The organism is Parabacteroides sp. AM58-2XD (genome assembly GCF_003463685.1).
Lineage (GTDB): Bacteria > Bacteroidota > Bacteroidia > Bacteroidales > Tannerellaceae > Parabacteroides > Parabacteroides segnis.
This window is the reverse complement of the sequence record NZ_QSDP01000029.1, coordinates 14,535-26,305: the sequence shown is the minus strand read 5'-3', so window position 1 is coordinate 26,305 and position 11,771 is coordinate 14,535. Positions and strand designations below refer to the sequence as shown.

Annotated in this window: 10 protein-coding genes and 2 pseudogenes; 6 read left to right on the top strand and 6 right to left on the bottom strand. The window is 45.7% G+C overall.

The genetic code is table 11. The features are described from left to right. Positions 1–11: 11 nt before the first annotated feature. The 6 genes and pseudogenes from DXA15_RS09185 to DXA15_RS09160 all read left to right on the top strand — a co-directional run bounded on the left by DXA15_RS09185 (position 12) and on the right by DXA15_RS09160 (position 4,191). Positions 12–254, top strand: a complete 243-nt coding sequence (locus DXA15_RS09185) for a hypothetical protein (RefSeq protein ID WP_128133843.1) — start codon at positions 12–14, stop codon at positions 252–254. After that, positions 233–499 (top strand): type II toxin-antitoxin system RelE/ParE family toxin, encoded by a 267-nt coding sequence (locus DXA15_RS09180; RefSeq protein ID WP_233567055.1) that lies wholly within the window; start codon positions 233–235, stop codon positions 497–499. Before DXA15_RS09185 ends, DXA15_RS09180 begins: the two co-directional genes overlap by 22 nt. A gap of 196 nt (positions 500–695) precedes the next feature. Beyond that, on the top strand, positions 696–1,388 hold the full coding sequence (locus tag DXA15_RS09175; RefSeq protein ID WP_128133842.1) for a hemerythrin domain-containing protein: 693 nt from the start codon (positions 696–698) through the stop codon (positions 1,386–1,388). Positions 1,389–1,394: 6 nt separating this feature from the next. Next, complete coding sequence (locus tag DXA15_RS09170; RefSeq protein ID WP_128133841.1) at positions 1,395–2,009, top strand: response regulator transcription factor; 615 nt, start codon at positions 1,395–1,397, stop codon at positions 2,007–2,009. 152 nt (positions 2,010–2,161) lie between these two features. Beyond that, complete coding sequence (locus DXA15_RS09165; protein ID WP_128133840.1) at positions 2,162–2,728, top strand: DUF3575 domain-containing protein; 567 nt, start codon at positions 2,162–2,164, stop codon at positions 2,726–2,728. Positions 2,729–2,743: 15 nt separating this feature from the next. Beyond that, positions 2,744–4,191: pseudogene (locus tag DXA15_RS09160) on the top strand (DUF3868 domain-containing protein). A gap of 78 nt (positions 4,192–4,269) precedes the next feature. Here the strand turns inward: DXA15_RS09160 and DXA15_RS09155 are convergent. The 6 genes and pseudogenes from DXA15_RS09155 to DXA15_RS27930 form a co-directional block, all read right to left on the bottom strand. Continuing rightward, positions 4,270–5,337, bottom strand: coding sequence for a nitronate monooxygenase family protein (locus DXA15_RS09155; RefSeq protein WP_128133838.1), 1,068 nt, complete (start codon positions 5,335–5,337; stop codon positions 4,270–4,272). Between the two features lie 141 nt (positions 5,338–5,478). Beyond that, positions 5,479–6,297 (bottom strand): phosphate ABC transporter substrate-binding protein, encoded by an 819-nt coding sequence (locus tag DXA15_RS09150; RefSeq protein WP_128133837.1) that lies wholly within the window; start codon positions 6,295–6,297, stop codon positions 5,479–5,481. Between the two features lie 175 nt (positions 6,298–6,472). Continuing rightward, the gene (locus DXA15_RS09145) at positions 6,473–7,759 is read right to left on the bottom strand and encodes a hypothetical protein (RefSeq protein WP_128133836.1); all 1,287 of its coding nucleotides are present in this window, start codon (positions 7,757–7,759) and stop codon (positions 6,473–6,475) included. Between the two features lie 152 nt (positions 7,760–7,911). After that, positions 7,912–9,826 (bottom strand): annotated as a pseudogene (locus tag DXA15_RS09140) (beta-N-acetylhexosaminidase). Between the two features lie 45 nt (positions 9,827–9,871). Then, positions 9,872–11,401: a discoidin domain-containing protein gene (locus DXA15_RS09135; protein WP_369683052.1), complete on the bottom strand. Its 1,530-nt coding sequence runs from the start codon at positions 11,399–11,401 to the stop codon at positions 9,872–9,874. Next, a complete protein-coding gene (locus tag DXA15_RS27930; RefSeq protein WP_369683051.1) occupies positions 11,377–11,754 on the bottom strand; it encodes an alpha-L-fucosidase in 378 nt (125 codons plus the stop codon). The genes DXA15_RS09135 and DXA15_RS27930 overlap by 25 nt, the downstream gene beginning before the upstream one ends. Positions 11,755–11,771: the final 17 nt, after the last annotated feature.

Sequence of the window (11,771 nt, the reverse complement as noted above, 5' to 3'; positions counted from 1 at the left end):
ACAAGAGCGATATGACATTAATTGAACGCAAACAAAAACTTCTCCAACGCTTGGAAACTGTATTCGACGAACATCTTATTAATGAAATCGAACAGTTACTCGACCAAAAGGAGCAAAAAAACGATATCTTATACTTTTCTTCGGAATTAAAAGGAAAGATAGACCGTGCTTTGGAACGAATGAAAGCAGGAAAAGGAGTTTCTGACGAAGAAATGAAAAAAAGATTTGCCAAATGGTTAGCACCAGAACAATAATATGGGATGAAGAGGTCTTGCAAGAAATAGAAGAAATTGCAGACTTTTATGACGAACGCAATGGTAATAACCGGTACAGCAATTATTTATTAAACAAGTTTAGAGAAACAATAAAGCAGGCTGTATCCTTTCCTTTATCAGGAAAAGCTACGGAATATCCTCACTTACGATATATTATTGCTGCTCCGGAATATTCCCTCTTTTACCATTACAGCGATGAACTAATTACCGTTCTCGTTTTATAGGATAACCGCCGTAATCCGGAGCGTCTGGCCTATACCTTACGTAATCAAGACCCGCAATATCTGAACGAACCAACGGTTCCTTATGGAAAGCAAACGTCCTCAACAAACGTGAAAGATTAATAACGTTCAAAGTCATTAAAAGAAAAAGGAGTACCTTTGGTGAATTAATAACACCAAAACAAGAAAGAAACAGCCTATGTATAAAAATGGGAAATACCGGGAAACCGACAAAATGAGCGACCTTATCTGCGAGAACTATCCGATGGTTCTTGTGATGAGCCGCTTTGGTATTGCCTTGGGATTCGGAGAAAAGAATATCGGAGAAGTATGCCGCCAGAACGGAGTAGACGCCTGTACTTTCCTGACAGTCGTCAATTTCCTGACGGAAGAGATTTCCGCTCCCGTCACCAACGTAAGCAATTGCCTCTCCATTGATGCATTAATTACCTATCTGCATAACGCACACGATTATTTCCTGAATTTCCGTCTGCCGCATCTGAGAAGAAAACTTCTGGAAGCCATCGCTGAATGCCCACAGGACGTAGCATTCGTCATCCAGCGCTTCTTCGACGAATATGCAGAGGAAGTCAATAAACACATGTCATACGAAGAAAAAGTCGTTTTCCCGTATGTCCGCGGCTTGCTGGAAGGGAAGAAAGACCCGAAATACAATATTTCAATCTTCCGCAAACGGCACGACCAGATAGAGATGAAGATTATCGAACTGAAGAATATCCTCATCAAATATTATCCGGGCCCCGGAAGCAACCTGCTGAACAGCGTGCTGTTCGACATCTTCGCAACGGAACAGGACCTTGCCTCCCACAACCATGTGGAAGACTACCTTTTCATGCCTGCTATACTTGCTTTAGAAAAAACAATAAAATGATGCCCCATGAGCACCAATCTGAAAATCGTTATTGCTGAGCCTTCCGCCATTGTCCGCTACGGGCTGGAGACCATGTTGAAACGTCTCCCCGGCCTGCGTATCCAGGTATCAGAAATAGCGACGATCGAATCGCTTACGGAGGACCTCCGGACACACCAGCCGGACGTCCTCATCATCAACCCTTCCATCCCGGGTTATTTCACTATCCCTCACCTGAAGGAGATGACCGGTTGCCCGGATATGAAATGCCTGGCCCTGCTCTATTCCGTAGCCGAACATGCCGTTATCCGGTATTATGACGACCAAATCAGCATATTCGACAGTGCAGACGAAATGAAGCTCAAACTGGAGCGCCTGCATACCAAAGGCAAAGACGGCGAAGGGGATGGCGATGAACAACAAACATTGAGTACCCGCGAAAAGGAAATCGTTGTCTGTGTCGTCAAAGGAATGACCAACCGCGAAATAGCCGACCGTCTCTTCCTTTCCACCCATACAGTCATTACACACCGGAGAAATATCGCCCGCAAATTGCAGGTACATAGTGCAAGTGCATTGACTGTATATGCCATTGTCAATAAGCTGGTAGAGCTGAGCGATATTCAAAAGCCACGGGAATAATCCGGTTCATACCGTATTAACATAACAAATACAAAAACCATCGTTTTTCTTGATAATTAATCATAACCTTTCACCCTTTTTATCAAACAAACCAAACAATCGCCGGAACCGTCCTGTTAAGAAGGAAGAGTATAACTAATATTGAATATCACATGAAGAAATTCTTTTTAATAGGGGCAACGTTATTATTATCCCTCTATGCAAGTGCACAGCATGTAGCATTAAAGAATAATATCGTCTATGATGCCACTGCCACTCCAAACCTCGGTCTGGAAGTGGGATTAGGGAAAAAGGTTACAATGGACCTTTCTGCGGGTTATAACCCATTCGAGTTCGACAACGACAAACAAGCCAAACACTGGCTGGCCCATGCAGGCGTACGCTTCTGGACCTGTGAGAAGTTCAACGGTACATTTATCGGTGTACACGCCTTGGGCGGACAGTACGACGTGGCCGGCTTCAAACTGCCGTTCGACATGTTCAAGAAACTGCGCGACCATCGCTACGACGGTTATATGTATGGCGGCGGTATCAGTATCGGACATCAATGGATTCTGAGCAAACGCTGGGGTATTGAAGGCGAGATAGGTGCCGGTTATGCCCGTATGCACTACGACGAATACGCCAAAGGCAAAGACATGCCCAAACTACGCACCGGCAACCACAACTATTGGGGTGTAACAAAAGCCTCCATCTCATTTATCTATTTTATCCACTAAAAACGAACAAACAAAATGAAGAAGTTATTCTATATAGCAACCGTTTTATTATGCTCCGCCTATGGGAGCATACAGGCGCAGGTTGTCAGTCCCGACGGCATAGCATACAGCGACCTGCAAGTTAAAAAAGAGGGAAGCCAGGTGAGCCTGTCTACAACAGCCAACCTCAACAACATGCAACTGAAATCGCAGAACATGGTCATCATAACCCCGGTTCTCCAATCGGCGGACAAGGCGCACACTATCAAATTCGACCCGTTCGTGATTACCGGAAAGAAACGTATGAAAGCACTCGACCGTGAGATGGGCTTCGGCGCAGAACCGTTCGAACAGACTCCGACAGTCATCTTCCGCCACAAAAAGAACGAGGCGGAATCTATCCCGATGACGCTGACCGTACCGTACGAAAGCTGGATGCGTAACGCCTCACTGGTCATGCAGGCCAATACGACCGGATGCGCTTCATGCGACGTGGCAAGCAATATCACTCCGCTGTCATCCCGTATCCTGCCGCCGGTTGTCGCACCGACCTACGAGCTAAGTTATGTGACACCTCCCGCAGAGCCGGTAAAACAACGTAGCGAAACGCACTCGGCCTACCTCAACTTCGAAGTGGGTAAGTCTGTCCTGCTGCATGACTTCAAAAACAACGCCGCCGAACTGAAAGAGGTAAGCAAGATCGTTAGCGAAGTACGCAACGACAAGAACCTGAAGTTTACGGAATTCAATATCACCGGATATGCTTCACCGGAAGGTGGCTACGATTATAATATGAAACTGTCGGAAAGCCGCGCCAAAGCATTCGCCGCTTATATGAAGGATAAGGAAGACATGCCGGCATCCCTGATGAAGGTGAACTGGGAAGGTGAAGACTGGATCGGCCTGCGCAACGCGGTCAAGGCATCCAACCTGTCCAACCGCGATGAAATCCTTAAAGTATTGGAAGTGTCCGATATCAATAAACGCAAAGCGCAACTGAAAGCACTGAACGGCGGCAAGACCTACCGTATGTTACTGGATGATTATTATCCTGCCCTGCGCCGTATAGACTATACGCTGGCTTACATCGCCCGTCCGTTCGACGTGAACGAAGCCAAACAGGTGATCAAAACGAAACCGCAGTACCTGAGCCTGAACGAGATGTTCGTGGTAGCCAACACCTATCCGAAAGACAGCCCTGAATTCAAGGAAGTATTCGACATCGCCGTACGCCTCTACCCGACCGACCCGGTGGCACAGCAGAACACAGCCGCCCTCGAGATAGAACGTGGAGCTGACGATGCAGGTATCGCCCGTCTGCAAAAAATCAATACACCGGAAGCATGGAACAACCTCGGTGTAGCTTACGCCAAGAAGAAAGAGTATCAGCAGGCGCTCGACTATTTCGGCAAAGCTGCCAACGCAGGCGTTAAGGCTGCCGCCAGAACCGGGATGAACTGAGCAAATGGCTGGATGAACAATAAACATCAAAGATAACAAAGAAAGCCCCGATAGGCATCATGCTTACCGGGGCTTTTTGTATTCATATAAGTAGACAAAATTTATTCTTTTGCTTTCCACTCACTAATGAGTTCGTTGATTGTCTCCTTCACCGACATGATACGGCTGGTCCTCCAGGCATTGCTTCCGGCAAAGGCATATCCGTTTTCAAAGTTTCCTTTGAAAGCATTATACAGCGCCGTAACGATGCAGTATGGACTCTTCGAAATATCACACGTCTTGATGCAGTTGAACGGGCACGCTTTCGGTTGCTTGATGCCGGCCTTCACCTTCTCGAGGAAGTTGCAATGGATGGCACGCCCCGGCATTCCGACAGGACTCTTGATAATCTCGATGTCCTTTTCTTCCGCCTTGATATAGCTTTCTTTGAAAGCATCGCTGGCGTCGCACTCGGTAGTAGTGACGAAACGGGTTCCTAATTGAACGCCCGATGCTCCAAGGTCCATCACGCGTTTGATATCTTCACCCGTATAAATGCCTCCTGCTGCAATTACCGGGATTCTCTTGTTGTATTTCTGTTCGAAAACAGATACTTCCTGCACAACCTGCGGAAGTAATTCTTCCAGTGAGAAATGTTCGTCTTCCAACTGGTTTTCCTTATAACCGAGGTGACCGCCGGCCTTAGGGCCTTCCAGTACAACGGCATCGGGAAGATAGTCGTAGTTGTTCTTCCATTTCTCGCAGATGATACGTACGGCACGGGCGCTTGATACGATGGGCACCAGCTTCGTCACGCTGTCTTTCTTGAGGAACGACGGCAGGTCGAGCGGCAGTCCGGCACCGCTGAAGATGATATCTACCTTCTCGGCGATACTCGTCTTCACCAGTTCTGCGAAATCGGAAAGAGCCACCATTACGTTTACACCGATGATACCTTTCGCCTTTTCACGGGCTTTACGGATTTCTTCGGCCAGGCCCAGATTGCCTGCTTCTGTGTAATTGGGTGATAGCTTTTTATATAAAAGTCCGAGACCGGCGGCGGAGATAACGCCAATCCCACCTTCATTTGCTACGGCTGAGGCTAAGCCGGATAGAGAAATGCCTACGCCCATCCCACCTTGGATGATTGGGAAGCGAGGTTTCAAATCTCCGATTGTTAATGTCTTCATGAAATGTTTATATAGTTTATAAATGCGAGGCAAAGGTAGCACAATAAACCAAATGATGTGCAAAAAGGACCAATAATATTGCACAAGTATAACACTTTTGTGCAATATTATCGATCCGTGGGAAAAACGGGAGTTATTATCTTATTTTACGGGGATATATCCTACTTTTTTAACAGTCTCCTGGCCTTCAGCAGAGAGTACATAGTCGATGAAAGGTTTTACCCTACCTTCACTCTTTGCTTCATAGTAATAAAACAAAGGACGGACAATCGGATAAGTCTTATTTTTCGCATTGGCAAATGAAGGTTCAACGAAACTTTTGCCGGCATCATAAGACACATGCAGCGCCTTGACATCTTTGTTTACATAGGCCAGCCCAACGTAACCGATAGCGCCTTTTGTCTGGCTGACCGACTGGATAATGGCTCCGGTTGCAGGCATGCTCAGTATACCGTTCATATAGTTCTTATTTTTCAATACGCTTTCCTTGAAGAACTCGTATGTACCGGATGAAGTCTCGCGTGAATAGGCTACAATCTTCATATCGGCTCCGCCTACTTCCTTCCAGTTCTTGATTTTTCCGGTGAAGATACCTTCCAGTTGTTCGCGGGTCAGGTTATCCACCTTATTGGAAGGGTGAATCACCACAGCCAGAGCGTCGTAGGCAATAACCACTTCCTTTGCATTCTTCTTTGCTTCCTGCAAACGGACTTTCTCGTCGAATTTCATTTTACGGGAAGACATGGCGATATCGGTCGTACCTTCCATCAGGGCGGAGATGCCGACACCGGAACCACCGCCTGTTACAGTCACTTTGGTTCCTTTATTCTTATTCATAAAGTTTTCAGCTTCTGTCTGGCTGACCGGCAAACAGGTATCACTTCCTTTAATTTTCTGTGCAAATACATTCGTTGCAAACAAACAGGCTGCCATAGCTGCCAAAAGAATTGTCTTTTTCATTACTCTTATTTGAATTAATTTCCTGATGCAAAGGAACAACACAAGTATTTCAACTACATGAAACAGATATTACATTTCTATGAATAAAAAGGATACATGCTATACCCAAAAAGGGTGCATGCTCTTCGGGAAAAGCATGCACCCTTTTCAAAAAATGCCTGTCGGCTGTTTATTGTCAGAATTTGTATTGCAAACGAACCGTCAGCACATTATCCTTACGGTCTTTTTCATATCCTTTTACGAAGTCGCTCTTTTCATTGAAGTTGAATTCGTAGTAAGCCTGGACACGGATATGTTTGTTGAAACGGTATAAACCGCCGATGCCTAATGTACTTTGGGCCAAATCTGTTTTAGAAGTAAATGAGTTATCCGTACCTATTTCGTTACCTTTCAGTTTCGTATTAGGGTCGTATACATCATATTTAAGTACGGCAGAGAATGGGGAAGTCCCGATGTCCTGTACCAGGTAGAAGAAATAACCGATAAAAGGACGTTTGAACAAGGCATTTTCGGGAAGATTCTCCGGACGTGTTCCGGTATTCGGACTTTTGCTGCTGGAGGCAATTCCCGGCTGTGTGCCTAAAAGACCTTCGGCACGTAAAGAGGTTGTTCCCCATGAACTCAAGAAACTGAACCGGGCATCCATACCGATATATTCACGTTTCATATACGTTCCGGTTTCACCTTTATCAACTTCGATAAAACGCTTGCCGTCCATCTCATAGGCAGTTGTAGTCGGGTTGTAGACGCCTCCGTTGTAATAAGAAATACCTGCTCCCCATTTACCCCAGTTGCCGATTTCCTTGTCAGCACCCAGACGACCGATAAAGTCTTTGCGGTTATCGGTTTCGCGGTTGATACTGTTTCCGGCAAACAGACCGGCATCCAGACGGAGGAAAGCGAGAGGACTTTCTTTTTTGGTACGCAGCGTCAGCATAGCACCCAGGTCACGTTCGTCCGGAAAAAAATACTGGATAATCGTTGCACGTTCAGGCGATTCCAGGCCACTGGTAGAGTAACCTATCTCATGTCCGAAAGGACGGTTGAAGACACCGGCCATCAACTGGCTGCGTTTCGTCCAGGGGTCTTTGATACCGATATAAAGGTCACGGAAGCTGACGCCTTTGTCGTTGGCCTCAATCTGTACTGCTCCGGTTCCGATGCCGTCGTTATATTCAAACTTCAGTCGTCCCCGGCGGATACCGATACGGTTAAAACCTTTATCTTCATGTTCGTTCTTATCGCCGACTTTCAGGGTTGCATCCTCCTGTCCGTACTGAAATTGACCCTGGATATAGGCAGAAACTTTAAATTTACTCAGTTTCTGCACTATTTTATCCAGTGTTGCTGTCTCTTCCGCAAGCGAATCGATGCGGGCATCTATTTGTTCCGTGTTCTGAGCTTCCGCGAGAAAGGGAAGCAGCGCCAACAGGACAAGCGCCATTAATTTTGTTATCTTCATTCCTAACTTTGTTGGTTGCGGTGAAAAATATGTTACATCACTGTTTCCGGCAGCAAAGAAACAGCTTTTCTGTTTCACACATATTTCAACCTTATTACAAAGATAAAACCAAGTTGTTACAAATATGTTACAAACAACTCGTTAAAAGACTGTTACTCAACAGTCAGATTCCCGTGACCGGTTCTTTTGTCGGACTCGGCACGCTTTGCCAGTTCCTTTGTTGTCAGGGTGATTACTTTGCCAACCGGTTTACCGTCGCGATAGGTCACGATACGCAACCAGGTTGCATTTTTCGGTATGCTCAACGGCTCGGTATATTTCGGAGTATGGCTATCCGGGTCCGTATTATCGAATGTATAGTAGATATCCGTTCCGGCAATCTCACTACCTAGTTCCACCTGCAAAACACCATCCTGCAAGTACGGGCTCACAATTGCATTATACATACTGCGGGCATAGTTTATATCTGCCTGGTCGGCACGGACAAAATGTTTTTCGACACGCGGCCAGAATTTCTCCCAATCCGTTTTAGCCGGCCCGCTCCATAATACTTCCGACAAGGCCCATCCGCGCGGCCAGGTCATGTATTCGACATGACGGAAAGTAGGAAGCGATTCAGCCCACAGGTTTCCTTGTCCGCCCAGCACCATTTCGGCCGGAACGCCTTCCGGTACGGGATTGAAACTGTATGAATCTTTCAGACGGCACATAGAATAGGTATCCGGTTCAACAGAAGGTTCCCCTTGCCATAAATCCAGGTAACAATGTTCCGTCGGAGTCATAATCACATGATGGCCGGCTTTAGCCGCTTTGATACCACCTTCCATACCACGCCAGCTCATTACGTTCGCATCGGGAGCCAGACCGCCTTCCAGGATTTCATCCCAGCCGACCAGTTTCTTTCCTTTCGACTTCAGCAAATCGCCCATCCGGTGGATGAAATAACTTTGCAGTTCTTCTTCATTCTTCAGGTTCTCTGCCTTCATGCGGGCCTGGCAACGAGGACATTTATGCCAGAAGCCTTTAAAACATTCATCACCTCCGATATGTACATATTCATCCGGGAAAAGGGCGGCAACTTCCGTCAGTACCTTATCCATGAACTCGAATGTATAATCCTTTCCGATACAAAGGGTATTTTCATCTTCTCCGTAGAACTTATTTCCGACATTCACAGCATCCGGAGCTTTCATACAGGACAGTTCCGGATAAGCGACCAACGCTGCGACGCTATGTCCGGGTACGTCTATTTCAGGAATAACACGTACATAACGTTTTGCTGCATAGGCCAGCACTTCTTTCACATCTTCCTGGGTGTAGAAACCGCCGTAGGTAGTTTCCTCTCCCGGTTGCTGACGTTCACGCTGCCACCATTGGCCCACACGGGGAGCACGCCAGGCACCAACTTCCGTCAGTTTCGGCAAGGACTTTATTTCCAGGCGCCATCCCTGGTCGTCCGTCAGGTGCCAATGGAAGACATTCATCTTGTATTCGGCCAGTTCATCAATATACTTCAAAACTTCTTCCTTGGTAAACCAGTGGCGACTAACGTCGAGCATCAGCGCGCCAGGGGAACTGGGGTTTGTCAGTGATTTCAGCACAAGGAATAGTCCATTTCTTATCTTTAGGCTGCACAGTATTGCTTTTAATCTCCGCCGGAAACATCTGTAACAGTGTTTGTACACCATAAAAGATACCCGCAGGCTTATTGGCTGTAATAAGGATATCTGAATGTTTCACTTTCAGCTGATAACCTTCATCCCCTAAAGACGCATCCTCCACCAGCTTGAATTCTATTTTCCCATGCTTTTCTACCGAAAGTTCAAAACCTGTAGCAGGTGAAATTTTCTCATTCAAATATTCGGCAATTCCCACCAATGCCTGATTCGACTGATCGAGCGTAATCGCAGCATTACGGGTAAGCGTAAAAGAATCAGAGTTTACTTTCATTTCCTGTGGAACAGGAATCAAGGCAAGCGTATCACGCTCACTTACAGACTGACGGGAACAAGAAATACTTATACAGACTATTCCCGTCATTAAAAATGCATGTAATGACTTCTTCATTCTATTTCAAACATATTTACAATTAGTGCTCGAAGATAAGAATAGTTATTCAATTACCACATCTAATTCTGCACATTCAATCGTAGGAGCGTCATTTACAACACTTCTCGCCGAAAGTTTTACATAACGCGCTTGCACCAGTTCAAAAGAAACTGTCTGCAAAACAGGGTTGTTTTGAATATTCGAGAACTCGCCTTCTTTCACAACCTGCCACTCTTTTCCATCCTCCGATACTTCAAACTTATATTCGAATATCAACCCATCCGAGCCTATTTCGGTATTGGGCAAATATTGAAAACCTTTTACCCCCAACTTATTCGTCAAATCGACAACAATCGAACGTTCAGCCTGGCGATAAACCGTCTGGTAATTTCCATCCAATAAATAATCGCTTGGAGTAATCCCTTTCGACAAGACCTTCCATTCTGATTTTTCCTGTCCCGAATGAAGAGTAGCCTGTTCCTCCGAAGTTTTTATATTCCTTTCTTCTCCCCGATAAATTTCGACGTTCGATAATAAGGGGCAAGCCTTTGCATCATTAATCGTGAAACGAAGTTTTTGTGTTTCCACTGTTGGGAAACGCAAGATTCGCTTATATCCGATTGTCGAGCCTGTCGCCACAACCTGCCATTCATCACCGACAAAGGCTTCCAAAGTAAACGCTTTTACACGCTGTCCCAAGCGAATATATTCCTGCACCAAGAATTGATTGATCGCGGTAGGAACTTTAAAATCAAACTCCACAGAAGCAGAAGTCACCTCGTCATCCGTTGCCCAATAAGAATCTTTGTTTCCATCAATTAAATGAGCAGCAGCAAAATCTTTCCCCCTCACATTCGAAGCCCTGACCTCTGCTTGTAGTGCTAAGTTTTCTTTGAAGTTATTCTGTAAGATCTTTGCAACTTCCATTAGGACGGCAGAATCGGTCGGGTGAACCAACCCACGTTTGTCGATCAGAATATTCAAATTCCAAGTAGCATTACGACCGACCGAATGATAATACACATCAAGTAACTGATCGACAGTCTTCACCTGTTCATCCTGATCTTCATGATAGAACCACCCCGGACGAATAGAGACATTCACTTCTGCCGGTACCCAGTACGAACCATCTTCATGTCCATTCTGCAATTGCTGATAATGAGGCCATCCCGGCCAGACTTCTTCTCTTCGAAGCGTGCTCCAATTTGTCTCACCTACCCATCCGGCCTCGTTTCCACACCAACGAACATCAGGACCTGCATCACTAAAAATTACAGCATCCGGCTGTAATTTTTTTACCAATTGATTGGTACCGGGCCAGTCATAATAGGTCTTACGATCTACGCTACGTGTTTCATCCGCCCCGCCATAATAACCGGAACCGCCATTTGCACCATCAAACCAAACTTCAAAAATATCTCCGTAATTCGTCAACAGCTCATTCAGTTGATTTCTGAAATAGGTGATATAAGCTTCCGTTCCATATTCTTTATGATTTCTATCCCAGGGAGAAAGGTAAATACCCAACTTCAATCCATATTCTTTACAGGCGTCAGCCAGTTCACGCACTAAATCCCCATTACCATCCTCCACGGAGATTGTTTCACACTATAATCCGTATAAGCCGAAGGCCACAAACAAAAACCATCATGATGTTTTGCCGTCAGAATAACCCCCTTCATTCCAGCGTCCTTAAATAACCGACACCACTGCCTGCAATCCAGTCCCGACGGATTAAATAATTGGGGATCTTTATCACCATATCCCCATTCCATATCGGTAAACGTATTCATACTGAAATGAATAAAAGCATAACGCTCCAGCTCCTGCCATTTAAGTTGGGCTTCCGTCGGAACTGGTCCGCATGCCTCCGGCGCTTTCGGCTGCTCACAACCTGTTAAATTAAATAATGCGATCAAAACCAATAATAAACAATCTTTTTTCATCTTCCCTTTCTTTTATT

Coding starts and splice junctions, on each gene's coding strand:
- DXA15_RS09185 (WP_128133843.1), top strand. CDS start 12: ATGACATTAATTGAACGCAAACAAAAACTTCTCCAACGCTTGGAAACT.
- DXA15_RS09180 (WP_233567055.1), top strand. CDS start 233: ATGGTTAGCACCAGAACAATAATATGGGATGAAGAGGTCTTGCAAGAA.
- DXA15_RS09175 (WP_128133842.1), top strand. CDS start 696: ATGTATAAAAATGGGAAATACCGGGAAACCGACAAAATGAGCGACCTT.
- DXA15_RS09170 (WP_128133841.1), top strand. CDS start 1,395: ATGAGCACCAATCTGAAAATCGTTATTGCTGAGCCTTCCGCCATTGTC.
- DXA15_RS09165 (WP_128133840.1), top strand. CDS start 2,162: ATGAAGAAATTCTTTTTAATAGGGGCAACGTTATTATTATCCCTCTAT.
- DXA15_RS09155 (WP_128133838.1), bottom strand. CDS start 5,337: ATGAAGACATTAACAATCGGAGATTTGAAACCTCGCTTCCCAATCATC.
- DXA15_RS09150 (WP_128133837.1), bottom strand. CDS start 6,297: ATGAAAAAGACAATTCTTTTGGCAGCTATGGCAGCCTGTTTGTTTGCA.
- DXA15_RS09145 (WP_128133836.1), bottom strand. CDS start 7,759: ATGAAGATAACAAAATTAATGGCGCTTGTCCTGTTGGCGCTGCTTCCC.
- DXA15_RS27930 (WP_369683051.1), bottom strand. CDS start 11,754: ATGAAAAAAGATTGTTTATTATTGGTTTTGATCGCATTATTTAATTTA.